Raw genomic sequence first — 24,898 nt, 5'->3', positions numbered from 1 at the left:
CCTTTTTTTGGAGTAAGCAATGGCAAACCGCTGGACACTGACACAAGCTCAGGCACTGTTCGATAAACCTTTCCTTGAGTTGATGTTTGAAGCGCAGCAAGTGCATCGTCAACATTTCGATCCGCGTCAGGTACAGGTCAGTACGCTGCTGTCGATCAAAACCGGTGCCTGCCCGGAGGACTGTAAATACTGTCCGCAAAGCGCACGCTATAAAACCGGTCTGGAATCTGAGCGTCTGATGGAGGTGGATGCGGTGCTGGAATCGGCGCGCAAAGCCAAAGCAGCGGGCTCAAGCCGTTTCTGCATGGGCGCGGCGTGGAAAAACCCGCACGAGCGCGATATGCCGTACCTGCAGCAAATGGTGCAGGGCGTAAAAGCGATGGGCATGGAAACCTGTATGACGCTCGGTACGCTGGATGGCAGCCAGGCGCAGCGCCTGGCTGAAGCCGGCCTCGATTTCTACAACCACAACCTCGATACCTCGCCAGAGTTTTACGGCAACATCATCACCACGCGCAGCTATCAGGAGCGTCTGGATACGCTGGATAAAGTGCGCGGCGCGGGCATAAAAGTGTGTTCGGGCGGCATCGTAGGCCTGGGTGAAACGGTGAAAGATCGTGCGGGCCTGCTGGTGCAGCTGGCCAATCTGCCAACGCCGCCGGAGAGCGTGCCGATCAACATGTTGGTGAAGGTGAAAGGCACGCCGCTGGCGGATAACGAGGATGTTGAACCGTTCGATTTCATCCGCACCATCGCGGTGGCGCGCATCATGATGCCATCCTCGCACGTGCGTCTTTCTGCCGGGCGCGAGCAGATGAGTGAGCAGACTCAGGCGATGTGCTTTATGGCCGGTGCCAACTCGATCTTCTACGGCTGCAAGCTGCTGACCACGCCAAACCCGGAAGAGGATAAGGATCTGATTCTGTTCCGCAAACTGGGTCTCAATCCAGAACATACTGCGACCACGGCGGGTGATAATGAGCAGCAGTATCAGCTCAGCGAGCAGCTGCTGCACGCCGATACCGAGCAGTTCTACAACGCGGCAGTGTAAATGGGCTGGTCACAACGTATCGATCAGGCGCTGGCGGCACGTCGAGCGGCCGATGGCTGGCGGCAGCGACGTCCTATTGCGCACAACAGCGTGCGCGAAATTACGCTGGAGGGTCAGCGTTATCGCCACTTCTCAAGCAATGATTATCTCGGATTGAGTCAGCATCCGGCGGTCATCGCTGCATGGCAGCAGGGCGCGGCTGAATCGGGCGCGGGCGCGGGTGCATCCGGACACGTTACCGGTTACAGCCGTCATCACGCACAGCTCGAGGAGCAGCTGGCCGACTGGCTCGGCTACTCGCGCGCGTTGCTGTTTATCTCGGGATTTGCCGCCAATCAGGCGGTGATCCATCTGCTGGCAGAAAAGCAGGACCGCATCTTTGCCGATAAGCTGGCGCACGCTTCGCTGCTGGATGCTGCCAGCCATAGCCCGGCGAGTCTGCGTCGCTTTGCGCATAATCAGCCAGAGAGTCTGGCGAAACTGCTGACTACGCCGGCGGACGGCGGCACGCTGGTGGTGACCGAAGGCGTGTTCAGCATGGATGGTGACAGTGCGCCACTTGCTGCTATCGCGGAACAGACGCGGCGCGGCAACGGCTGGTTGCTGGTGGATGATGCGCACGGTATCGGTGTTACCGGTGCACAAGGACGCGGCAGCTGTTGGCAGCAGCAGGTGAAACCGGAGCTGCTGATTGTTACCTTTGGTAAAGGATTTGGCGTCAGCGGCGCCGCGCTGCTGTGCGATGACGCCACCGCCGATTATGTCGAACAATTTTCCCGCCATTTGATCTACTCCACCGCGATGCCACCGGCGCAGTGCTGCGCGCTGCTGGCGGCGCTGCGGCAGATTCAGCAAGGCGATGCGCTGCGTGAGCGGCTGCACAGCCACATTGCGCGCTTCCGCGCCGGCGCTGCGGATTTGCCGTGGCAGTTAGGCGCATCCAATAGCGCCATCCAACCCTTAATCATCGGCGAAAACAGTGCGGCGCTGGCGTTGTCGCAGCGGCTGGCGCAAGCCGGCTGTTGGGTGAGCGCGATTCGTCCGCCTACCGTGCCACCGGGTACGGCGCGGCTGCGTATCACGCTCACGGCTGCGCATCATACCGATGACATAGATCGTTTGCTGGAGGCGCTGTATGACGCTGCAGGTTAACAAACAGGCGGTGGCGCAGGCATTTGGTCGGGCAGCTCCGCATTATGAACAGCATGCGCAGCTACAGCGACTGAGCGGCGAGGCGTTGCTGGCGCTGGCTCCGGCCGGTTTTGGTCCGCATCTGCTGGATGCCGGCTGTGGTACCGGCTGGTATAGCCGCTACTGGCGCGATCGCGGATGCACGCTGACGGCGCTCGATCTCTCACCCAACATGCTGCAAACGGCGCGCGAGCGACAATCGGCGCATGACTATGTGCTGGGTGATATTGATGATCTCCCGCTCGCGGATGCCAGCGTTGACGGTGTGTGGAGCAACCTGGCGGTGCAGTGGAGCAGCGATCTGCGCACTGCGCTGCAGCAATGCTTGCGCGTCACGCGGCCGGGCGGCACGGTGCTGTATTCCACCCTGCTCGACGGTTCGCTGCATGAAGTGCATCAGGCGTGGGCGCAGCTGGATGGTCGTCGTCACGCTAATCGTTTCCTCAGCGCCGCGCAGTTTCATGCCGCTACTGCCGCCCTGCCGATGCAGGCAGAGCAGCAGATCGTTACGCTGCATTTCCCGAGCGCGCTCAGCGCGATGCGCTCCCTGAAAGGCATTGGTGCCACGCACCTGCACGATGGACGCGGCGCCAGCGCCGTGACGCGTTCCCAGTTAGCTCAACTTGAACAGTATTGGCCGCAGGATCAGGCCGGATATCGCCTCAGCTATCACCTGATGTATGGAGTTTTAACGAAATGACACGTTGGTTTATTACCGGAACCGATACCGAAGTAGGCAAAACCGTGGCCAGCGGTGCGCTGTTGCAGGCAGCAAGTGCCGCAGGGTTGCGCACCGCAGGTTACAAGCCGGTAGCATCCGGCTGCGAAATGACGCCGGACGGCATCCGCAATAGCGATGCGCTGGCGTTGCAGCGCTACAGCAGCCTGGCGCTGCGTTACGAGCAGGTGAATCCACTGGCGTTCCTCGAACCGACATCGCCGCATATTATTAGTGCGGAAGAGGGCAGGCCGATCGCGTTTGCGGCACTGTCAGCGGGGTTGCGCGCGCTGGAGCAGCAGGCGGAGTGGATATTAGTTGAGGGCGCGGGCGGTTGGTTTACGCCGTTATCTGAGACGCAAACTTACGCCGATTGGGTGGAAGCCGAGCAGTTGCCGGTGATCCTGGTGGTGGGCGTTAAGTTAGGCTGTATCAACCATGCGATGCTCACCGCCGAAGCGGTAAAAGCGCGCGGGTTACGTCTGGCGGGCTGGATTGCTAATGATATCCAGCCGCCGGGCAAACGCCATCAGGAATATATCGCCACGCTGCGACAACGTATTGACGCGCCGTTGCTGGGTGAGATCCCGCATCTTACTGATGAGGCACAGCAGGCCGAGTGCGGGCGCTATCTGACACTACCGCAATAAACCAGGTCGCCATAAATGGCGACCCTACGGTGCTTGATGCGGTTTTGTAGGGTCGCCATTTATGGCGACCTGGATATCTAAGTCGCGGTTAACCACTTACTCACGGTAACGTCATCCAGCTGCGCCACTTTGCCGTGCGCTACGTTGCGTCCGCGATGCAGCAGCAGGAAGTAGTCGGCGACGCGACGAATGAAGGATACGTGCTGCTCCAGCAGCAGAATCGTCAAACCATATTCCCGGTTGAGCCGACGAATCAGATTGCCCATCTCCTCCTCCAGCCACGGCGACATCCCTTCCGTCGGCTCATCCAGAATCACCAGCTTCGGTTGCAGCACCAGCGCGCGCGCCAGCGCCAGATGTTGCTGCTGATCCATCGGTAACTCGCCGCTGCGTTGATGGCGCAGTGAATAGAGCGCAGGAAACAGATCAAACACCATTTCAGGAATGGCGCGGCTGCGATCGTCCTGTGCCGCCATCAGGGCAATCAGTAGGTTATCCTCCACGCTCATCTGCGAGAAGATATGGCGACCTTGCGGCACATAACCAATGCCGGTGCGGGCGCGCAGCTCCGCGGGCTGCAGCAGCAAATCTTCCGGGGGTGAGCCATCCTCCTGCCAGGTCATTGAACCGCTGTTAATCGGCAAACGACCCATGATGCAGTTGACTAACGTGGTTTTGCCCATGCCTGGACTGCCCAGCACGCCCGTGCAGGTGCCGGGTGGCAGATCGAGATCCACATCCCATAGGATGTGGTTTTGACCGTAAAACTGATTCACCGAACGTAAACTCAGCATCTGACATACTCCTTCCAGATTATTAGCCTGAATGCTCCCGCTCTGTGTCGTCTGGCATACAGTCGTGCACGATTGATGGACACCATTGTCGTCGGCAATAGCCGATATGGACTCGTCACTCCATACCGCTAATCATTGCAATTCCCAGGCCAGGTTAAAGATATAAGCGGGGCATCGTCTGAAACCGAGCAAATAGGCGCTTAAAAGTTGAGTAACGCTTAACAATTCCAGACGGTGATAAATCGGCTGCACTTTCACGGTGCTGACTGCTCAACGTTTCTGGTGCATCTGATCGTTCGTAAAGCACGCACTGAAGAAATAAGTGGCCTTAACGGCGGGTTTTTCTACGCGGAAACGCCCGTTGATGGGCAAAAAGAGGAGGTTAATGCGACACGCAATGGGAGAAAAATAAATACGAAAATAAATTTTTTCGCCCTTAAAAAGACGCGGGAGAAAATTATACACAGCTGATGGGCTCGGGGCTGGATTCACTTATCCACCATTACTGTGGATAACCTTGTGCATTAGCGACTGAAAACCGGGCGCAAGCGAGTAAATTCGCGGCCTTCATACATTATGATGAGAATCTGGGCTTTTAGGTGAAATTTAATTAAAACAGCAGGTTAACTAAAATCAAGCATGCGATTTATCTGCCTTGTCATCAGACTGCAATTTAATGACACTCTATTGACAAATGTTAAAAGCATCCTCCCTTTGGGGATAACATTGCGCAACAACAGCTTGCTGCTTGCCGCATAAATTGCACTGAAGAAAATCATTGGCGCGTGCCATAATCGTGCAAGGTTACTGTGATTATGTCCAGTATTTTTTTCTGGCAAATTCGCCATAGCAGAGTAGAATTAGCAGCCTGCCCGCCGACTTCATCTGCTGGAACCGCCAAAACATGAGCAAAGCCTTTAAACTCAACTCCGCTTTCAAGCCTTCAGGCGATCAACCTGAGGCCATTCGCCGCCTTGAAGAGGGCCTTGAGGATGGGCTCGCGCATCAAACGCTGTTGGGCGTAACCGGCTCAGGTAAAACCTTTACCGTGGCGAACGTGATAGCTGACCTGAATCGGCCGACCATGGTGCTGGCGCCGAATAAAACCCTGGCAGCGCAGCTGTATGGCGAGATGAAGGAGTTCTTCCCGGATAACGCGGTGGAGTTTTTCGTCTCTTACTACGATTACTATCAGCCTGAAGCCTATGTGCCGAGCTCTGACACCTTTATCGAGAAAGATGCGTCGGTGAATGAACACATTGAGCAGATGCGTCTCTCGGCCACCAAAGCGCTGCTCGAGCGTCGTGATGTGATTGTGGTGGCCTCGGTTTCTGCCATCTACGGTTTGGGCGATCCAGACCTCTATTTAAAAATGATGCTGCACTTAACGCGCGGCATGATTATCGATCAGCGCAGCATTTTGCGTCGTCTGGCGGAGCTGCAATATGCGCGCAACGATCAGGCTTTCCAGCGCGGGACTTTCCGCGTACGTGGCGAAGTGATTGATGTGTTTCCGGCCGAATCGGACGATATTGCGCTGCGTATTGAGCTATTTGACGAAGAAGTTGAGCGGTTGTCGCTGTTCGATCCGCTCACCGGCCAGATTGACTCCGTCATTCCACGCTTTACCGTCTATCCCAAAACGCACTACGTGACGCCGCGCGAGCGCATTCTGCAGGCGATGGAAGATATCAAAGTTGAGCTGGTGGATCGCCGTAAGGTGCTGCTGGAGAACAATAAGCTGCTGGAAGAGCAGCGCATTTCTCAGCGTACCCAGTTCGATTTAGAGATGATGAACGAGCTGGGTTACTGCTCCGGTATCGAAAACTACTCGCGCTATCTTTCTGGCCGTGGACCGGGCGAGCCGCCGCCGACCCTGTTTGATTACTTACCGGCAGATGGTTTGCTGGTGGTCGATGAATCGCACGTGACCATTCCGCAGATTGGCGGCATGTATCGCGGCGACCGGGCGCGTAAAGAGACGCTGGTGGAGTATGGCTTCCGCTTGCCGTCGGCGCTGGATAACCGCCCGATGAAGTTTGAAGAGTTTGAGGCTTCAGCGCCGCAAACCATTTATGTCTCGGCGACACCGGGCAACTACGAGCTGGAAAAATCGGGCAGCGAAGTGATCGATCAGCTGGTGCGTCCAACCGGCCTGCTCGATCCGATTCTCGAAGTGCGTCCGGTGGCGACACAGGTCGACGATCTGCTGTCAGAAATCCGCAAGCGTGTGGAGATTAACGAGCGCGTGCTGGTTACGGTGCTGACCAAGCGCATGGCGGAAGATCTCACCGAATATCTGGTCGAGCACGGCGAGAAGGTGCGCTATCTGCACTCTGATATCGATACCGTAGAGCGTATGGAGATCATCCGCGATTTGCGCCTCGGCGAATTTGATGTGCTGGTCGGCATTAACTTGCTGCGTGAAGGGTTAGATATGCCGGAAGTGTCGCTGGTGGCGATTCTAGATGCCGATAAAGAGGGCTTCCTGCGTTCTGAGCGCTCCCTGATTCAGACCATTGGCCGCGCCGCGCGTAACATCAACGGCCGGGCGATTCTCTACGCCGACAAAATTACCCCGTCGATGGAGCGCGCGATGGGCGAAACCGAGCGCCGTCGTGAGAAGCAGCAAAAATACAACGAAGAGAATGGCATCGTGCCGCAAGGGCTCAACAAGAAGATCACCGATATTCTTGAGCTCGGCAAAAATGTGGTAAAAACGCGCGGCAAAGGCAAAACCGCCTCGCGCACTGCGGCAGAAGCAGAAGCTAACTACATGGCGCTTACACCACAGGCGATGCAGAAGAAAATTCACGAGCTGGAAGGGCAGATGCAGCAGCATGCGCAGAATCTGGAGTTCGAAGAGGCGGCCAGCGTGCGCGATCAGTTACATCAGCTGCGCGAATTGTTTATTGCTGCTTCGTAGTGCCTGCGTAGGGTGTGCATTAATGCGCACCGAGACGGCTGGTCGCCATGAATGGCGACCCTACGAGCATGCAATGTGGTTTTCGTAGGGTGCGCATTAATGCGCACCTGGAAGCTAAACCGCTTGAATCGCGTGTTCCAGCGCGATGCGCAGCAGCTGGCGGTCGTGTCGATATTTAATATCGGCGGCTTCCAGCGGTTCGCGAATGATTAAGCGTTGTTCCACACCGGCAATATCCGCTGACGGCCCGACGACAATCGCATCAATCACCCGCTTGCCAATGGCTTTTTCCATGATCGCTAGCTTATCCGCGACATTCAGACTGGCGGCTGCCGGGCTCAATTCGCGGCCAAGATTGCCGATAAATACCATGGTGGCAGGCGTGCGACGCAGCGCACGCGCCATATCTTCCATCAACAAAATGGGCATCAGGCTGGTGTAAAAACTGCCGGGGCCGATCAGAATCAAGTCGGCTTCGCCTATTGCCTCGATCGCTTCACGCGTCGGCTGCACGTTGGGATGCAGCATCAACTCTTCGGGCGGCTGTCTCATTTCATCAATCGCAGTTTCGCCGTATACCATATTCCCTTCGCCATCCTGAGCCACCAGATCGACCGGCTGTTCCGACATGGGGATAAGAAAGGCATCGACTTTGAGCAGATTGCGAATGATGTTAATCGCCTCCAGTGGCCTCACGCTGAGGTGATCCAGCGCTTTAAGCATCAGATTGCCAAGGTTGTGGCCAGCTAACTCGCCGTTACCGCTAAAGCGATACTCAAACATCGCCGTCGCTACGCTAGGTTCGGTAATCAATTGATTGATGCAGTTGCGCATATCACCCCAGGCAATGCCGCCTTCCGAGCGGCGAATGCGGCCGGTAGAACCGCCATTATCGGTGGTGGTGACAATGCCGGTTAAGCGCGAGCCTAACGGTGCTAATGCTGACATCACGCGGCCCAGGCCGTGTCCGCCACCCAATGCCACTACGCGATCCAAATCTGCCAGGGTTCGATTCATGTTTCTCCTTTGTTGCTGACGTCCTCGCGTTGAGGCGTAGTTGAACTGATGTGCATCAATATCTGTGAGATATTTTACCGTATCCTGTCGCGAAAATGCGGTGAAAATACGTTATGTATCAATATATATAGCGAAATTCACTGATGGATGCTAATCGCTAATCGCGCTACCATTCGTTTTAACCGTGTTGTCCACAATGACAACAAACTCCCAAGCCTGGTTTCCTAAGTCGTTAATGATATGGAATGCAGGCCGCAGCCTTGAGCTGCCAGGGTGCAGAAAGAAATGACTGCATCTCCCGACTTTGGAAAGGTGTTCAGGTGCCACAATTTACAGATGCCTACGCGCGCAGCTTTTACTATCTGCGCCTGTCGGTCACGGATGTGTGTAACTTCCGTTGTACCTACTGCTTGCCGAACGGCTACAAGCCGAACGGAACGCACAACAAGAGCTTTCTCTCGCTGGATGAGATTCGTCGTGTGACGCGTGCCTTTGCGGCCGCGGGCACCGAAAAAGTGCGTCTGACCGGCGGCGAGCCCTCCATGCGCCGTGATTTTACCGACATTATCGCGGCAGTACGCGAAAACGACGCCATCCGCCAGATTGCGATGACCACCAACGGTTACCGCATGGCGCGCGATGTACGTGCCTGGCGCGCAGCCGGCCTCACCCATATTAACGTCAGCGTCGATAGCCTCGATGCGCGCCAGTTTCACGCCATAACCGGACAGGACAAATTTGCCGAGGTGATGGCGGGAATTGATGCCGCTTTTGATGCCGGTTTCGAGAAAGTGAAAGTCAACAGCGTGCTGATGCGTGATGTGAACAGCCATAGCCTCAGCACCTTCCTTGAATGGCTGCGCCTGCGGCCGATTCAACTACGCTTTATCGAGCTAATGGAAACCGGCGATGGCAGCGATCTGTTTCGCCGTCATCACATCTCTGGTGAAGTGATTCGCGATCAGCTGATCATGCAGGGCTGGCAGCGCCAGCCACGTGGCCGCAGCGACGGTCCGGCGCAGGTGTTTCGTCATCCCGATTATCAGGGCGAAGTGGGCCTGATTATGCCGTACGAGAAAGATTTCTGCGCCAGCTGCAACCGCCTGCGCGTTTCGGCGCTGGGCAACCTGCATCTGTGTCTGTTCGGCGATGGCGGCGTGTCGCTACGCGATCTGCTGGCGTCTGACGATCAGCAAGCGGAGTTGCAGGCGCGCATTGCGCACAGCCTTGGGCAGAAAAAGCAGACGCATTTCCTGCATCAGGGCAATACCGGCATCACGCAAAACCTCTCCTTTATTGGTGGCTAAACACAGGAGTTACGGCCATGGGTAAACCTTCCGGCGAATTTGTCGCCTTAAATGTGGCGGTGATGACCGTCTCTGACAGCCGCGATGCCAGCAATGACACCTCCGGCGATTTCCTGCGTGTAGCCCTGGCAGAAGCCGGGCATCAGGTGGTGGACCGCGCGCTGGTGCCGGACAACCGCTATCGCATTCGCGCCACGGTATCGCGCTGGATCGCCAGCGACGATGTGCAGGTGGTGATCGTCAATGGCGGCACCGGTTTTAACAGCAAAAACAGCACGCCTGAAGCCTTGCTGCCGCTGTTTGATCGCGAAATTGAAGGCTTTGGTGAGCTGTTTCGCATGATCTCCTATGAAGAGATTGGCAGCTCGACGTTGCAGTCGCGTGCTGTCGCCGGTTTGGCCAATCAGACGCTGATTTTTGCCGTGCCGGGATCGACCAATGCCTGCCGCAGCGGCTGGGAACGCATTATTGAAGATCAGCTGGATGCGCGTACGCGTCCGTGTAATTTTGTCTCTCATTTGAAGAAGTTGTAAGCATGTCATCCTTAACGCATATCAATGCCGCTGGCGAAGCCCACATGGTGGATGTCTCTGGCAAAACCGAAACGGTGCGTGAAGCCCAGGCCGAAGCGCTGGTGCTGATGAGCGCCGAAACGCTGCAGATGATTATCGACGGCAGCCACCACAAAGGTGACGTGTTCGCCACCGCACGTATCGCCGGCATTCAGGCGGCGAAACGTACCTGGGAACTGATTCCGCTGTGCCATCCGCTGATGTTGAGCAAAGTGGAAGTGACCTTAATTGCCGAACCGGAAAACAACCGCGTGCGGGTGACCTCGCTTTGCCGCCTGAGCGGGAAAACCGGCGTCGAAATGGAAGCGTTGACCGCGGCGTCCGTTGCGGCGCTCACAATCTATGACATGTGCAAAGCGGTGCAGAAGGATATCGTCATCGACCAACTGCGTTTGCTGAGCAAAAGCGGCGGAAAATCCGGTGATTTCAAGGTGGTGAGCCATGATTAAGGTGCTGTTTTTTGCCCAGGTGCGCGAATTAACCGGTACCAGCACGCTGGAACTGGCGCCAGAATACGCCGATGTTGCCACGCTGCGTGCGGCGTTAGCCGGGAAGGGCGATCGCTGGGCGCTGGCGCTGGAATCGGGAAAATTGCTGGCCGCAGTCAATCAAACGCTGGTGCCAATGAGCCATCCGCTGCGTGCGGGTGACGAAGTGGCGTTCTTCCCGCCGGTTACCGGAGGCTGATGATGGAGACGCGGATTCGGGTGGGTACAGCACCTTTTAACGTCGGTGAGGAGTATGAAAAGCTGTCGGCTGATGACAGCGATGGCGCGGTGGTGACCTTCACCGGTAAAGTGCGCAATCACAATCTCGGCGACGCTGTGGCGGCGCTGACGTTGGAACACTATCCCGGCATGACGGAGAAAGCGCTGGCGGAAATCGTCACGGAGGCACGTCAGCGCTGGGCGCTACAGCAGGTGACGGTAATTCACCGCGTCGGCGAACTGTTTCCCGGCGATGAAATCGTGTTTGTCGGCGTCAGCAGCGCCCATCGCGGCAACGCCTTCGCCGCCACCGAGTTCATCATGGATTACCTGAAAACCCGCGCGCCGTTCTGGAAGCGGGAAGCCACCGCAGAAGGTGATCGTTGGGTGGATGCCCGCGATAGCGATCATCAAGCCGCCGAGCGCTGGAGCTAGCGCGCAAAATCCTCCCGCTCCGATAGCGGCAGGCCACTGAAAACGTTAAGGTACGGTTTTTGTTGGCGTCAGGGAGCAGGATGAAAACCACGAAGATGTTAAAAGGCGCAGCATTGCTGGCTGCGCTAGTGCTGGCCGGTTGTAGCAGCAAAAAAGAGCCGCAGGCGCCGGCGCGTCAGCCCGCCGATGTCAAAAGCCAGATCCAGCAGTTGTTACCCAGCGACGTGAAACAAAAATCAGCCTGGGCTGACGATATCTATACCGCATTCCGCGTGCAGCAGATCGATGCCAGCGCCAGCAATATCTGCGCGGTGATTGCCGTCACCGATCAGGAATCTAACTTCAGCGCTGACGCGGAAGTGCCGGGGCTACCTAAAATCGCCTGGGGCGAAATCGATCGCCGCGCCGCGAAGGTGCATGTGCCGGCATTTCTGGTGCGTACCGCGCTGCTGATCAAATCGCCGAACGGTGAAAGCTATGCGGCGCGGCTGGATAAGGTGCGCAGCGAAAAAGAGCTGAGCGCCATCTTCGATGATTTTATCGATATGGTGCCGATGGGGCAGAAGCTGTTTGGTAACCTCAACCCGATTCATACCGGCGGCCCGATGCAGGTCAGCATTGAGTTTGCCGAAGCGCATGCGAAAGGTTATCCGTATGCAGTGGACGGATCGATTCGTCGCGAAGTGTTCACGCGACGCGGAGGCATCTACTTCGGTACGCTGCATTTACTGGGCTATCCGGCCGATTACAGTCAGCCGCTGTATCGCTTCGCCGACTTCAACGCTGGCTGGTACGCTAGCCGTAATGCCGCTTTCCAGGCCGCGATCGCCCGCGCCAGCGGCATTAAACTGGCACTGGATGGCGATCTGATCGTCTATGGCAGCGAGCAAGCCGGTTCTACCGAACTGGCGGTGCGCAGCCTGAGTAAACAATTGGATATGAGCAATCGCGAAATCCGCCGCGATCTGGAGAAGGGCGATAGCGCCGACTTCGCCAGCAGCACGCTGTGGAAACAGACGTTTATTCTCGCCGATAAGATGGCCGGAAAACGTGTGCCGCGTGAGATGCTGCCGGGTATCAAACTGGAAAGTCCAAAAATCACCCGTAACCTGACCACCGCCTGGTTTGCCCAACGTGTTAACAGCCGCTATCAACAGTGCTTGACGCGCCGTTGACGCAAACGGGTGTACACTCCAAACTTACAGAGTTTGTCTAACATTTAATGAGGCGCTTCATGGATCGATATCCACGTAATGATTCAATCGTGCAGCAGGCATCCACCTCGCTGCAGACCTACATGGCGCAGGTGTATGGCTGGATGACCTGCGGCTTGCTGCTCACCGCGTTTGTTTCGTGGTTTGCCGCCCGCACACCTGCAGTAATGGAACTGGTGTTTGCCAACCGCATCACCTTCTTCGGCCTGATCATCGCCCAGCTGGCGGTGGTGTTTGTGCTGTCGGGCATGGTGCATCGTCTGAGCGGGGCGGTCGCCACCGCACTGTTTATGCTTTATTCGGCGCTGACCGGCTTAACCATGGCGAGTATTTTCCTCGTCTACACCTATTCATCCATTGCCAGCACTTTCTTTGTAACGGCCGGAATGTTCGGGGCAATGAGCTTCTACGGCTACACCACTAAGCGCGACCTGAGCCGCTTTGGCAGCCTGCTGTTTATGGCGCTGATTGGTATTCTGCTGGCCTCGCTGGTGAACTTCTGGCTGAAAAGCCCGGCGTTGATGTGGGCGATTACCTATATCGGCGTGGTGGTGTTTGTGGGTTTAACCGCCTATGACACGCAGAAGCTGAAAGCGATTGGCGAGAACATCAATGTGAACGACAAAGAGAATCTGCGTCGCACCTCAATTATGGGCGCGTTAACGCTGTATCTCGACTTCATCAACCTGTTCCTGATGCTGTTACGCATCTTCGGCAACCGCCGTTAAACCTCGCATATCTTCGTAGGGTCGCCATTCATGGCGACCAGGTCGGCATCAATGCCGACCCTACGATGATCTTTAACGCGAAACCGATTTCTCCATCTTCTGCTCATTCTTTTGCCGCAAATGCTTCGCGCGACTCTCCAGCCACAAATAGAGCACCAGCGCCACCAGCAAGGGGAGGATGAAATAGAGCACGCGATAGGCCAGCAGCGCCGCGATAATGGTGCCGTGAGAAGCATGTTGCCCACTCAACAGCGCCAGGAAAACCGCTTCGAGCACGCCAATTCCGGCCGGAATATGAATAATCACCCCGGCGATGCTGCTGATTAACAGCACGCCCAGCACGATGGGGTAATCCACCTGGCGCGCCAGCAGCAGCCAGATAATCATCCCCATCACCATCCAGTTGGCGCAGGATACCGCAAACTGAAACAGCGCCATGCGCAGTGAAGGCAGCTGCAGATGCTGGCCTTTCACCGTCCAGCGCCGCTTCTTCGAGAAAGCACAGGCCCACAAATAGACGGCGACTACCACCAATAACGCCGCTCCAATGATGCGCAGCGTGGTTTCACCAATGAACCAACCGGAAGGGATTGGCACCATGCCGGCTGAAAATACCACGCCGGCCAGTAGAATGTAGCCAAGCCAGTTGGTGGCGATGCTCAACGAGAAGATGCGCGTGATGGTGTTGCCGGGTAAGCCAAGCCGGGAATAAAGTCGATAGCGCATCGCCACGCCACCAACCCAGGTACTGAGCGTCAGGTTGAAGGCATAGCAGATAAACGACACCAGCATTACCTGACGCTTTGCCAGCTTATGGCCGCAGTAGGCGCGGCCAATCAAATCGTACAATCCGTAGGTCAGATAACTCACCACCACCAGCGCGGCAGCGCTGAGCACTACGTAACGGTTGTAGCCGACGATGACGGTGTAAACATCTTCCCAGTTCACCTTGCGCGCATAGACCACCAGCAGCACAATTACCGCGATAAAAAACAGCCAGGTGAGGATTTTCTTCGCCAGTTGCCAGCGCGGATTCTTTTTCGACATTAGGGTTTTGCTCCTGGATTCTCAGTTTCGACCCGATCCTGCGTTTCCATTTCGGGTTGGACGGGCGGAGCAACCTGTGACAGGCGCGGCGTATGTGCAGGCAGCCAACCGGCGATGGCCGGAAAGTGGCGTAAAAAGTGGAACACAATGATGCCTTTAGTGAGCTGCCACCAGTTGCGCGGCGGCAGCTTGTCATCGTCTACCCGCACGCAATCGTGTTGCAGCAGCAGTTCAAGATTTTCACGCAACGTCTGATTGAAGGCGCGATCGTGAACCATCAAATTCGCTTCCAGGTTGAGCGATAAGCTCAGCGGATCAAGGTTGCTCGATCCCACCGTTGACCACTGTTCATCTTGCACCGCGATTTTACCGTGCAGCGGGCGGCGGCAATATTCATACACCTCTACGCCGCCATCGACCAGGTAGTTGTACAGCAACTCGGCGCCCACTTTAACGATCGGCATGTCGGGTTCGCCTTGCACAATCAGCCTGACGCGCACGCCGCGTTGGGCCGCGCTGCGCATCTCACGCAGCAGGCGATAGCCCGGGAAGAAGTAGGCGTTGGCAATAATCACATCCTTCTTCGCCTTGCGCAGCATGGCGAGATAATGCTGCTCGATATCGTCGCGGTGCTCATCGTTATCGCGATAGACAAACAGCACCTGCGCCTCGCCAGGCATGGCGTTGACCGCCGGACGATGCGAACGCCCGCCCCACCAGCGCCGCGTGTGCTGTTCGCTACCCATCTGCTGCTGAACATATTGCGTGATATCCAGCACCACCGGACCTTTCACTTCCACCGCATAATCCTGCTTGGACTGCGCGCCGTAATCGGTGTTGTGTTCGGCAGAGAAGTTAATGCCACCTACGAAGGCGATCACCTCATCGATCACCACAATTTTGCGATGCAGGCGGCGGAACACATTGGTACGCATGCCGAGCACCAGCGGACGGGGATCGTAATAGATAAAGCGCACACCCGCCGCCGTCAGGCTATCGACAAACCTGTCCGACAAATCCGGTGAGCCGTAGCCATCCACCATCACTTCAATTTTCACGCCGCGCTGGGCTGCCTGCAGCAAGGCTTCATGCAGATCGGTACCGACTTCATCCTCGAACAGGATAAAGGTTTCCAGCAGCAGCGTGCGCTCGGCCCGCTGAATAGCGCCTAAAACGCGCGGAAAAAATTGGTCACCATTTTCTAACAGACGGAGCTGATTACCGTCGCGCCAACTAAAACTCATAAGAAAATCTCCACCGCTAACGGCGCGTGATCGGACAGGTGGGACCAGGGTTTCACCGGTAACGCCCAAGGCTTGCTCACCGTAGCGTTACGGATGTAGATACGATCGAGCCTGAGCAGGGGGAAACGGGCCGGAAAGGTGCGAGCGGGGCGGCCGTTTTTCATGCTGAACACTTCTTCCAGCCCAGCAGCACGCTTGAGAAAACGATTCGCGCGCACCTGCCAGTCGTTAAAATCACCGGCCACCACCAGCGGCGCATCCGGCGGCAGCGCATCAATGATGTCGCACATCATCTTCATCTGCGCCTGACGATGCTTCTCTTTCAACCCCAGATGCACGCAAAACACATGCAGCGGCTCGGCACGATCCGGCAGACGGATTTGGCAGTGCAACATGCCGCGTTTCTCCGTTCCGGCGACAGAAATGTCGCGGTTTTCATATTCAATAATCTGGAAACGTGACAATATCGCGTTCCCATGGTGTCCCTCGGGATAAACGGCGTTTCGGCCATAGGCAAAATCGTCCCACATGGTATCGGCCAGAAACTCATAATGTGAGGTTTCCGGCCAGTTTTCGATGTGCAGCGAATGGATAGCGTGGGTGCCCATCACCTCTTGCAGGAAGACGATATCCGCTGATGTTGCGCGGACAGCGTCGCGCAATTCCGGCAGGATAAAGCGACGATTAAAGCTGGTGAACCCCTTGTGGGTATTGATCGTCAGGACTTTAAATGAAAATCCTTGCTTATTTTGTGGCATACTGCGACGCGCTCCTTTTCATCATCAACAGCACAAAGTGTAGTCTTTGTCACAAATGAAGGGTGTTAAGGGCAGAAAATTAGGGCGTAATCCGAAATTTGCTTTACATTGAGGACGTTCGTCTGGCCTCCAGCCAGATACACTTGGGCGACCTGTTGGGTCTGCCAGGAGAAGAGAATGAAATGGTCTAATCGTGTTCAGATTGTTACCGGACAAACCTGTTTGCACATTGCAATGCACCTGTTGGTGATTGCCGCATTGGTTTGGGGCTGGAAACATAGGGCGCTGGTTGAAGTGAGCAGTACCCTGGTGGCAGCTTATGCGGTGGTATTTATTACCATGCTGGTCATGCAGCGTAGTGCCCGTTTACGTAGAATGGGTGATTCCCTCGAAGAGGTGACCACCACTTACTACTTTGGCGCAGCGATGTTAACGCTGTTCCTGATCTCCCGCTTTATCCACAACAACCTGCTGATTGGTATCCTCGGCGTGGTGATGTTAGTCGGACCGGCGCTGGTTTCGCTGCTGGTAAAAGAGCCGGTGCAGCGCATCGAGAAGAAGCGCAGTTGATCGATTGATGTCCGCAGCGATGCGGACCAGACGAAGAGGAGCCGCATGCGGCTCCTTTTTTTATGGATGCTGTCAACGCGGAAAGCTGCTAAACTCGCGCCCTTACGCATGGTAGTTTGTGCCCTTTTCACACGTGAGCCCCGCGCTTGCGTCATATCCCTCCTGAAAACTACACCGCTAACGGCGGTCAGGACGGTTCGGAGTAATACACCTGCATGTCATTTGACTCTCTCGGCTTAAGTGCCGATATTTTGCGTGCGGTAGCAGAACAAGGCTACCAAGAGCCGACGCCGATTCAGCGTCAGGCGATTCCTGTGGTGCTGGCTGGTCGTGACCTGCTGGCGAGCGCCCAAACCGGTACGGGTAAAACCGCCGGCTTTACGCTGCCGTTGCTGCAGCGTCTCACGGCGAAACCGTACACGGCGCGTGGCCGTCGTCCGGTACGTGCGTTGATTCTCACCCCGACCCGCGAGCTGGCGGCTCAGGTTGGCGAGAACGTGCGCGAATACAGCCAATATCTGGATATCCGTTCGCTGGTGGTTTTCGGCGGCGTGAGCATCAACCCGCAGATGATGAAACTGCGCGGCGGCGTTGACGTGCTGGTGGCGACACCGGGCCGTCTGCTCGATCTGGCGCATCAGAATGCGGTCGATCTGTCGCAGGTCGAAATCCTCGTGCTGGATGAAGCGGATCGTATGCTCGATATGGGCTTCATCCACGACATCCGTCGCGTGCTGGCACGTCTGCCCGCCAAGCGTCAGAACCTGCTGTTCTCCGCGACTTTCTCTGACGAGATCAAAACCCTGGCGGAAAAACTGCTCACCAACCCAGAGCAGGTTGAAGTGGCGCGTCGCAACACCGCGTCTGAGCAGGTTTCACAACAGGTCCATTTTGTTGATAAGAAGCGCAAGCGGGAACTGCTGTCGCTGATGATTGGTCGTGATAACTGGCAGCAAGTGCTGGTGTTCACCCGTACCAAACACGGCGCCAACCACCTGGCTGAGCAGCTGAACAAAGACGGCATTACCGCCGCCGCTATCCACGGTAACAAGAGCCAGGGTGCACGTACCCGCGCATTGGCTGACTTCAAATCCGGCGGCATTCGCGTGTTGGTGGCAACCGACATCGCGGCGCGCGGCCTCGACATCGAAGAGCTGCCGCACGTAGTGAACTACGAGCTGCCGAACGTGGCGGAAGACTATGTGCACCGTATCGGTCGTACCGGTCGTGCAGCCGCTACCGGCGCTGCACTGTCGCTGGTGTGCGTGGATGAACACAAACTGCTGCGCGATATCGAGCGTCTGCTGAAGCGTGAAATCCCGCGTATCGAGCTGCCAGGTTTCGAAGTCGATCCAAGCATCAAAGCCGAGCCGATTCAGAACGGTCGTCAGCAGCAGGGCGGCGGTCGTGGTCAGGGCCAGGGACGTGGTCAAGGCCAGGGTCGCGGTCAGGGCGGCAACGTCTCGCGTCCGCACAGCGGCAATGCGCCACGTCCGCAGGGTGAAGCGCGTTCAGCGCGTCGTCCAGCGCAGGGCGCGAGCCAGGCTGCGCCAGCGGCGAACAGCGGTCGTCGTCGTCCGGCACCGAAGAAAACCGGGAACGCCTAACGCTATGAGGGTTTTGCTGGCGCCGATGGAGGGCGTGCTCGATTCGCTGGTGCGTGAGCTGCTCTCTGGGGTGAATGATTATGACTTATGCGTGACCGAGTTTTTGCGCGTGGTCGATCAGCTGCTGCCGGTAAAATCCTTCTATCGTTTGTGTCCTGAGCTGCATAACCACAGCCGCACGCCGTCAGGCACGCGCGTTCGTATGCAACTGCTTGGGCAATATCCTGAGTGGCTGGCGGAGAACGCCGCGCGCGCGGTGGAACTCGGTTCCTGGGGCGTTGACCTCAACTGCGGTTGTCCGTCGAAGCTGGTGAACGGCAGCGGCGGCGGCGCCACCTTGTTGAAAGATCCCGAACTGATCTATCGCGGTGCGAAAGCGATGCGTGAAGCGGTGCCGGATCATCTGCCGGTGACGGTGAAAGTGCGCTTAGGCTGGGATTCCGGCGATCGTCGCTTTGAAATCGCCGATGCCGTGCAGCAAGCCGGTGCCAGTGAGTTAGTGGTGCACGGTCGTACCAAAGAAGATGGCTATCGCGCCGAAAGTATTAACTGGCAGGCGATTGGCGAAATTCGCCAGCGTCTGCGCATTCCGGTAATTGCCAACGGTGAAATCTGGAACTGGCAGGACGCACAGGATTGCATGCGCATTACCGGCTGTGACGCGGTGATGATTGGACGCGGTGCGCTCAACGTGCCGAATTTGGCGCGCGTGGTGAAGTACAACGAAGCGCCGATGGCATGGCCTGACGTTGTCGCTTTGCTGCTGAAGTACACCCAGCTGGAGAAGCAGGGCGATACCGGCATGTATCACGTGGCACGCATCAAGCAGTGGCTGGGTTATCTGCGCAAAGCCTATCACGAAGCCGATGGCTTATTCAGTGAAGTCCGCACTCTCAAAGTCTCCGCCGAGATCGCCACGGCGATTGAGCGGCATGCGTCGGCAATTGCCGTTTAACTCACATTATGCACATTTCGTAGCGGCGCAATTTATTGCGCGATAAATCGCGCCGCTACGAAATGTGCGTTCATTATTTCCTGAACCTGATTAAAACTTTATAACTAAAAAATCCGCGATCTATTAGCAGGCTAAGGTTATAGTGACGACTCAATTTCGCCACCGTTCCCGACGCCACCTTCCATGTCTGACGCCGCTGTACTGAGTAACGCTCAGTTAAATAAACGTATTCTCTCCGTCATTGTCTTTACCTTCTTTTGCTACCTTTCGGTGGGGTTGCCGCTCGCGGTGCTGCCGGGATTTGTGCATAACCAGCTTGGATTCAGCTCATTCATCGCCGGATTAATCATCAGTCTGCAATACTTCGCCACGCTACTCAGTCGCCCGCACTCCGGTCGTCTGGCGGATCGCTTTGGTCCAAAGCGCGTGGTGATGATGGGATTGGTGTTCTGCGGTATGAGCGGCGTGTTGTCGATTATCGCCGCCCTGTGCAGCGATGTGCCGATGCTGAGCCTGGCGCTGCTGGCGGCGGGGCGGCTGTTCCTCGGTGTGGGTGAAAGCTTCAGCAGCACCGGCTCCACGTTGTGGGGTATGAATATTGTCGGCCCGCTGCAAACCGCGCGCGTCATCTCGTGGAACGGCGTTGCCACCTATTTCGCCATGGCGATCGGTGCGCCGCTCGGCGTGCTGCTTAATCTGTGGTTCGGCATCAGCGGCTTTGCCGGTTTGGTGGCGATCATGGGCATTGCCGGTTTCTGGATGGCGAGCCGCAAAGCGGGCGTCAACGTCACCGCGGGCGTGCGTATTCCGTTTCATCGCGTGGTCAGCCGCGTGTGGATGTTTGGTCTGGCGCTGGGCTTTGGCACCATCGGTTTCGGCGTCATCTCCACCTTTATCACCCTCTATTTTGCCAGCCGTGACTGGAGCGGTGCGGCGTTCGCGCTCACCTTGTTTAGCCTCGGTTTTGTGATCGTGCGCCTCGGTTTTGGTCGCTACATCACCCGCTTTGGTGGCCTGAAAGTGGCGCTGGTGTCGTTCGTGCTGGAGTGCGCCGGATTACTGCTGATTTGGCAAGCCGATAGCGTGTGGTTGGTAGATTTAGGGGCATTCCTTACTGGCGGCGGTTTCTCGCTGGTGTTCCCGGCGCTCGGCGTCGAAGCGGTGAAGCGGGTGCAGCAGCAGGATCAAGGTTCGGCGCTTGGCACCTATTCAGCCTTTCTCGATTTAGGGCTGGGATTAACCGGGCCGGTAGCGGGTTTATTGATTGGACATTGGGGCATGCAGTCGGTCTATCTGGCGGCGGCGCTGATGGTGCTGGGCGCGTTTGCGCTGACGCTGCGTCTGCAACTGCAGCACGGCCGCCAGGCAGCCGTGCAAACGAGTCATTAATATTTTTCGGGCACCACCATGTGCTCGGGCACCGGCGCGCGACGATAGTCTTCAGAACGTTCGCGCGTCGGTAACATAATCGGTTTGGCTTCACTCTCTTCATACGGCATTTGCTGCAGCAGATGGCTGATGCAGTTGAGGCGCGCGCGCTTCTTATCCACGCCCTGTACCACCCACCACGGCGCTTCGGCAATGTTGGTGCGCTCCAGCATCTCCTCTTTCGCCTCGGTGTAATCTTCCCAGCGGCGACGGCTTTCGAGATCCATCGGGCTCAGTTTCCACTGTTTGAGCGGATCGTGGATGCGGCTAAGGAAGCGCAGCTCCTGCTCTTCATCGGTAATGGAGAACCAATATTTGATGATTTGGATGCCGCTGCGCGTCAGCATTTTTTCAAACTCGGGCACGCTGCGGTAAAACTCCTCCACTTCATCTTCGTTACAGAATCCCATTACGCGCTCAACGCCCGCACGGTTGTACCAGCTGCGGTCAAACATCACGATCTCACCGGCGGCGGGCAGGTGGGCGATATAGCGCTGAAAATACCATTGGGTTTTTTCACGATCGTTGGGCGCGGGCAGGGCGGCCACGCGGCAGGTGCGCGGATTGAGGCGCTGGGTGATACGTTTGATCACGCCGCCTTTGCCCGCCGCATCGCGGCCTTCAAACAGAATCACCACGCGATGACCGGTACGCATCACCCAATCCTGTAGCTTCACCAGCTCGCCCTGCAGATGCAGCAGTTCGCGGAAATAGCGGCGACGGAACGCCTTGTCGCTATCATCCTGTGGCGCAGCGCTATCGTTAAAACGCAGGTCATCCAGCTCCATCTCCAGCTCTTCGTCGTAGCTGTCGTAAAACTCCTGCAGCAGACGCTGGTTAAAGGTCTCGCTGTGGAAGCTGTTGTCGTGTGTCGCCATCATTTTCTCCCATTACAGGTGGATAAACAGGGCGTAAAGCAGCCCCGAAAGTAACACGGAAACCGGCAGCGTCAGCACCCATGCCATCGCCAGATTGCGGAGGGTGGAGAGTTGCAGGCCTGAACGGTTGGCGGCCATTGATCCGGCGACGCCCGAAGAGAGCACATGGGTGGTGGAGACCGGCAGGCCAAATGCGTCAGCCGCGCCGATGGTGGCCATCGCCACCAACTCGGCGCTGGCACCCTGCGCGTAGGTCAGGTGGGTTTTGCCAATGCGCTCACCCACGGTGACCACAATGCGGCGCCAGCCGACCATGGTGCCGAGGCCCAGCGCAATCGCCACCACCACTTTCACCCACATCGGGATAAAGCGCGTGGCGGCATCCAGCTCTTTCTTGACCGCCGCCAGGTTGCGCGCAGTCTCTTCCGGCAGTGCGACCTTGGCCGTTTGCAGATGCTTAATGGTTTCGGAGGCCAGATACATGTCGTTGCGCGTGTTGGTCACCGCCTGCGCCGGGATGTTCTCCACCGCGCCATAGCGGCGAATCTGCTCACCGATATCGCCCAGCATCATGCCGAGCGCGGGCAGTACCTGCGGACGGTTTTGGCTGGTGCGCACGAATTCGGTTAGCACCTCGCGCGGGGCGGGCATCGCGGCGGGCGCCGGTTGCAGCGTCAGCAGCTGCTGTTCGGTTACCTGCGTTAAGGCGGCGACGCGTGGAATTTGCTCCGGCGGCAGAGAGCGGTTCAGGGCGTAGGCAATCGGCATGGTGCCGACCAGAATCAGCATGATTAAGCCCATGCCTTTCTGCCCGTCATTCGAGCCGTGCGCAAACGAGACGCCGGTGCAGGTGAGAATCAGCAAGCCGCGAATCCATACCGGCGGTGGCTGATTGCCTTTGGGTGCTTCATACAGTTGGCGATTGCGGATAAACGCTTTCATCGCCAGCAGCAGCAACCCGGCGCAGATAAAGCCGACCACCGGCGACAGCAGCAGCGCGTAGCCCACTTTAATCGCCTGATCCCAATCGACACCGCTGGTGCCGCTGCGGCCATGCAGCAAGGCGTTCGCCACGCCCACGCCGATGATCGAACCGATCAGCGTATGGGATGACGAAGCCGGCAAGCCAAAATACCAGGTGCCCAGGTTCCAGATAATCGCCGAGAACAGCAGGGCGTAAACCATGGCAAAGCCGTGGCCGCTGCCCGCTTGCAGAATCAGCTCGACTGGCAGCAGCGAGATAATGCCGAATGCCACCACACCGCTGGAAAGCAGCACGCCAAGAAAGTTACAGAAACCCGACCACATCACCGCCACGCCGGGTGACAGCGAATGAGTATAAATCACCGTGGCGACGGCGTTGGCGGTATCGTGGAAACCGTTCACAAACTCAAAGCCGAGCGCGATGATCAGCGCGACGCCAAGCAGCAGGAACGGCGTATAGCTGTTGACCGGTGCGCCGGTCTCTTCAACGTCATTAAACAGATTGATGCCGGCATACAGCAGGCCGGCAATCAGCAATAGGACAAAGATCAGACGTGAAGCCGGACCGTTGCCGCGGTTAAGGTTCGGGCGTCCGCTGTGGGACGAGGAGGTTGATGCAGGGAAACTGTTTTCAGCCATAAAACACCTCGGTGTTAAATCACGATGCTCGAACGGCACCCTTTGACTTCCAGTGTGATACGGGGTTTGTATGACAGAATGATGATGGCGAACCAACGGTGTCATCTTGCTGCAACATCCCTGTCGCACGCTGTGGATCTGACCGCTCTGGAATAACCTGCTGCTATGCTCCAGCCCGTTTTACCGCTTGCCTCGCTGCCGGACTTCAATAACGAAGTGGCCGGACTGATTCATGGTTATCTGTTTACGCCTGAGTCGCCGCCACAGCGGCTGAATGCGCGCGAAGCCGCTCAGCTGGCGCAGCAACAGCTGCCAGCGTCATACTTTATCTGGCTGCACATCAACCTTAATCACGCGCGCGCTGAACGCTGGGTTCAGGACCACTTTGGCGTAGACCACGACTTTTTCGATGAGATACATTCGGCTTCACCGCGTACCCGTTTGGCGCATCAAAACGACGCGCTGCTGGCGGTGCTCAATGACGTCACCTTCAGCAAAGAGGAGCGCAGCACGCAGAACGCCACGCTGTGGATGTGGTGCTGCCCGCATGTGGTGGTAACCGCACGTTTTCGCCCGGTTGGCATGATCGAACGCATGCATCAGCAGATCGACCGCCTGCAGTTTGCCGACGCTGACGCGATGCTGTTGTGGCTGCTCGGTGAGCAGGAAGCCCAGCTCGAGCAGGTGGTGCGTCGCTCCAGCCAGGCGGTGGATGCGATTGAAGAGCGTTTGCTCAGTGCGGCGATCAAAACCAATCGCCGTGAACTGGGGCAGCTGCGCCGCATGCTGCTGCGCGTGCAGCGCCTGCTGGCGCCGGAACCGGCGGCACTGTTTCGTCTGCTAAATCGACCGCCTAAATGGCTGAAGCGCGAACCGCTGGGTGAGCTGCGTATTTTCACCGAAGAGTTCAGCGTGGCGCTGAATGATTTGGCCAGTTTGATGGAGCGCATTCGCCTGCTGCAGGAGGAGATTGCCGCGCGCCTGATGGAACAGAGCAACCGCACGCTGTTTTTACTGACGGTGATTACCGTACTGGCGCTGCCGATCAATATCGTGGCAGGCTTTTTTGGTATGAACGTCGGCGGCATTCCGCTGGCCAATAATCCGCACGGCTTTCTGCTGCTGGTGCTGGTGGTGCTGGCATTTACGCTGGTGGCGGGCTGGTTGGCATTTCGGCGACCGCGTGATTGAGCGCTTAAGCACGCGTCAAGCAGTGAATTGGCATCGTAGGGGTTCCGCCCGCTAAGCATCCGGCAGTTTCAGAATGAGTGAAGCAGGCGGCCGGGCTAAGGTCCGAAGGCGCGGACCTTAGCAATCCGCGCCTGCGCCGTCCTCGCTGTTCCCTCGCTTATCACTCCGGCCTGACGGACCGCGCGGATTCGCCATCCCTGGCTCATGCCGCGCTTTCGCCGACGTCGTGTCGGCTCATCCTGGCCGTCAATCTGCGCTCGGCGCTGCGGATAGCACCCAACACCGCC

General features: G+C 57.2%; 24 protein-coding genes and 1 riboswitch. Of the genes, 17 read left to right on the top strand and 7 right to left on the bottom strand.

Annotation, left to right across the window (positions count from 1 at the left end; translation table 11 throughout):
* Positions 1 to 19: 19 nt before the first annotated feature.
* From bioB to bioD, 4 genes are read left to right on the top strand one after another with little or no spacing between them, the layout of a single operon-like run.
* Positions 20 to 1,051 carry a biotin synthase BioB gene (gene bioB / locus WFL93_RS03305; protein ID WP_049850931.1) on the top strand — a complete coding sequence of 344 codons (1,032 nt, stop codon included), beginning with the start codon at positions 20 to 22 and terminating at the stop codon, positions 1,049 to 1,051.
* A complete protein-coding gene (gene bioF / locus WFL93_RS03300) occupies positions 1,052 to 2,203 on the top strand; it encodes an 8-amino-7-oxononanoate synthase (protein WP_336777244.1) in 1,152 nt (383 codons plus the stop codon). It abuts the gene before it with no gap.
* Positions 2,187 to 2,942 (top strand): malonyl-ACP O-methyltransferase BioC, encoded by a 756-nt coding sequence (bioC, locus tag WFL93_RS03295; RefSeq protein WP_336777243.1) that lies wholly within the window; start codon positions 2,187 to 2,189, stop codon positions 2,940 to 2,942. Before bioF ends, bioC begins: the two co-directional genes overlap by 17 nt.
* Positions 2,939 to 3,610 carry a dethiobiotin synthase gene (bioD, locus tag WFL93_RS03290; protein ID WP_049850934.1) on the top strand — a complete coding sequence of 224 codons (672 nt, stop codon included), beginning with the start codon at positions 2,939 to 2,941 and terminating at the stop codon, positions 3,608 to 3,610. Before bioC ends, bioD begins: the two co-directional genes overlap by 4 nt.
* Positions 3,611 to 3,687: 77 nt before the next feature.
* Here bioD and WFL93_RS03285 read toward each other — a convergent pair whose 3' ends face one another.
* Positions 3,688 to 4,404 carry an ABC transporter ATP-binding protein gene (locus tag WFL93_RS03285; protein WP_049850935.1) on the bottom strand — a complete coding sequence of 239 codons (717 nt, stop codon included), beginning with the start codon at positions 4,402 to 4,404 and terminating at the stop codon, positions 3,688 to 3,690.
* A 904-nt stretch (positions 4,405 to 5,308) separates the two neighbouring features.
* Between WFL93_RS03285 and uvrB the strand changes: the two genes are divergently transcribed.
* Complete coding sequence (gene uvrB, locus WFL93_RS03280) at positions 5,309 to 7,330, top strand: excinuclease ABC subunit UvrB (protein WP_007890603.1); 2,022 nt, start codon at positions 5,309 to 5,311, stop codon at positions 7,328 to 7,330.
* A 114-nt stretch (positions 7,331 to 7,444) separates the two neighbouring features.
* Here the strand turns inward: uvrB and WFL93_RS03275 are convergent, their stop codons facing one another.
* Positions 7,445 to 8,347, bottom strand: coding sequence for a gluconeogenesis factor YvcK family protein (locus WFL93_RS03275; protein ID WP_007890602.1), 903 nt, complete (start codon positions 8,345 to 8,347; stop codon positions 7,445 to 7,447).
* Between the two features lie 195 nt (positions 8,348 to 8,542).
* Positions 8,543 to 8,679, top strand: a riboswitch (molybdenum cofactor riboswitch).
* Here WFL93_RS03275 and moaA point away from each other — a divergent pair.
* From moaA to WFL93_RS03240, 7 genes are all read left to right on the top strand, one after another.
* A complete protein-coding gene (moaA, locus tag WFL93_RS03270; RefSeq protein ID WP_007890601.1) occupies positions 8,668 to 9,654 on the top strand; it encodes a GTP 3',8-cyclase MoaA in 987 nt (328 codons plus the stop codon). It overlaps the preceding riboswitch by 12 nt.
* 17 nt (positions 9,655 to 9,671) lie before the next feature.
* Entirely contained in the window at positions 9,672 to 10,187 is a 516-nt protein-coding gene (gene moaB, locus WFL93_RS03265; protein WP_336777242.1) for a molybdenum cofactor biosynthesis protein B, read from the top strand.
* Positions 10,188 to 10,189: 2 nt separating this feature from the next.
* Positions 10,190 to 10,675 carry a cyclic pyranopterin monophosphate synthase MoaC gene (moaC, locus tag WFL93_RS03260; RefSeq protein WP_336777241.1) on the top strand — a complete coding sequence of 162 codons (486 nt, stop codon included), beginning with the start codon at positions 10,190 to 10,192 and terminating at the stop codon, positions 10,673 to 10,675.
* Positions 10,668 to 10,913, top strand: coding sequence for a molybdopterin synthase sulfur carrier subunit (gene moaD / locus WFL93_RS03255; RefSeq protein WP_049850937.1), 246 nt, complete (start codon positions 10,668 to 10,670; stop codon positions 10,911 to 10,913). The genes moaC and moaD overlap by 8 nt, the downstream gene beginning before the upstream one ends.
* Before the next feature lie 2 nt (positions 10,914 to 10,915).
* On the top strand, positions 10,916 to 11,368 hold the full coding sequence (gene moaE, locus WFL93_RS03250) for a molybdopterin synthase catalytic subunit MoaE (RefSeq protein WP_049850938.1): 453 nt from the start codon (positions 10,916 to 10,918) through the stop codon (positions 11,366 to 11,368).
* Positions 11,369 to 11,448: 80 nt separating this feature from the next.
* Complete coding sequence (locus tag WFL93_RS03245; protein ID WP_180823286.1) at positions 11,449 to 12,543, top strand: DUF1615 domain-containing protein; 1,095 nt, start codon at positions 11,449 to 11,451, stop codon at positions 12,541 to 12,543.
* 59 nt (positions 12,544 to 12,602) lie between these two features.
* On the top strand, positions 12,603 to 13,310 hold the full coding sequence (locus WFL93_RS03240; protein ID WP_007890595.1) for a Bax inhibitor-1/YccA family protein: 708 nt from the start codon (positions 12,603 to 12,605) through the stop codon (positions 13,308 to 13,310).
* A 72-nt stretch (positions 13,311 to 13,382) separates the two neighbouring features.
* On the opposite strand, the gene WFL93_RS03235 is transcribed toward WFL93_RS03240, so the two are convergent.
* From WFL93_RS03235 to WFL93_RS03225, 3 genes are read right to left on the bottom strand one after another with little or no spacing between them, the layout of a single operon-like run.
* Entirely contained in the window at positions 13,383 to 14,357 is a 975-nt protein-coding gene (locus WFL93_RS03235; protein ID WP_336777240.1) for a lysylphosphatidylglycerol synthase domain-containing protein, read from the bottom strand.
* On the bottom strand, positions 14,357 to 15,601 hold the full coding sequence (gene clsB / locus WFL93_RS03230) for a cardiolipin synthase ClsB (protein ID WP_049850939.1): 1,245 nt from the start codon (positions 15,599 to 15,601) through the stop codon (positions 14,357 to 14,359). Before clsB ends, WFL93_RS03235 begins: the two co-directional genes overlap by 1 nt.
* On the bottom strand, positions 15,598 to 16,359 hold the full coding sequence (locus tag WFL93_RS03225) for an endonuclease/exonuclease/phosphatase family protein (protein WP_336777239.1): 762 nt from the start codon (positions 16,357 to 16,359) through the stop codon (positions 15,598 to 15,600). Before WFL93_RS03225 ends, clsB begins: the two co-directional genes overlap by 4 nt.
* A gap of 177 nt (positions 16,360 to 16,536) precedes the next feature.
* Here WFL93_RS03225 and WFL93_RS03220 point away from each other — a divergent pair, with 177 nt between their 5' ends.
* From WFL93_RS03220 to WFL93_RS03205, 4 genes are all read left to right on the top strand, one after another.
* Entirely contained in the window at positions 16,537 to 16,929 is a 393-nt protein-coding gene (locus tag WFL93_RS03220) for a YbhQ family protein (protein WP_336777238.1), read from the top strand.
* A 215-nt stretch (positions 16,930 to 17,144) separates the two neighbouring features.
* Positions 17,145 to 18,536 carry an ATP-dependent RNA helicase RhlE gene (gene rhlE / locus WFL93_RS03215; protein ID WP_336777237.1) on the top strand — a complete coding sequence of 464 codons (1,392 nt, stop codon included), beginning with the start codon at positions 17,145 to 17,147 and terminating at the stop codon, positions 18,534 to 18,536.
* A gap of 4 nt (positions 18,537 to 18,540) precedes the next feature.
* A complete protein-coding gene (gene dusC, locus WFL93_RS03210) occupies positions 18,541 to 19,491 on the top strand; it encodes a tRNA dihydrouridine(16) synthase DusC (RefSeq protein WP_049850941.1) in 951 nt (316 codons plus the stop codon).
* A 183-nt stretch (positions 19,492 to 19,674) separates the two neighbouring features.
* The gene (locus tag WFL93_RS03205; protein WP_336777236.1) at positions 19,675 to 20,880 is read left to right on the top strand and encodes an MFS transporter; all 1,206 of its coding nucleotides are present in this window, start codon (positions 19,675 to 19,677) and stop codon (positions 20,878 to 20,880) included.
* On the opposite strand, the gene ppk2 is transcribed toward WFL93_RS03205, so the two are convergent.
* On the bottom strand, positions 20,877 to 21,797 hold the full coding sequence (gene ppk2 / locus WFL93_RS03200) for a polyphosphate kinase 2 (protein ID WP_007890587.1): 921 nt from the start codon (positions 21,795 to 21,797) through the stop codon (positions 20,877 to 20,879). The two genes, WFL93_RS03205 and ppk2, sit on opposite strands and share 4 nt — an antisense overlap.
* A gap of 12 nt (positions 21,798 to 21,809) precedes the next feature.
* The gene (locus tag WFL93_RS03195; RefSeq protein ID WP_336777235.1) at positions 21,810 to 23,420 is read right to left on the bottom strand and encodes an inorganic phosphate transporter; all 1,611 of its coding nucleotides are present in this window, start codon (positions 23,418 to 23,420) and stop codon (positions 21,810 to 21,812) included.
* Between the two features lie 165 nt (positions 23,421 to 23,585).
* Here WFL93_RS03195 and WFL93_RS03190 point away from each other — a divergent pair, with 165 nt between their 5' ends.
* Positions 23,586 to 24,611 (top strand): transporter, encoded by a 1,026-nt coding sequence (locus tag WFL93_RS03190; protein WP_336777234.1) that lies wholly within the window; start codon positions 23,586 to 23,588, stop codon positions 24,609 to 24,611.
* Positions 24,612 to 24,898 lie beyond the last annotated feature (287 nt).

The sequence above is a fragment of the Pantoea sp. USHLN256 genome, from assembly GCF_037149875.1.
Lineage (GTDB): Bacteria > Pseudomonadota > Gammaproteobacteria > Enterobacterales > Enterobacteriaceae > Pantoea > Pantoea nemavictus.
Note: the sequence above shows the minus strand (reverse complement) of the source record. Positions and strands in the feature narration are given on the sequence as shown.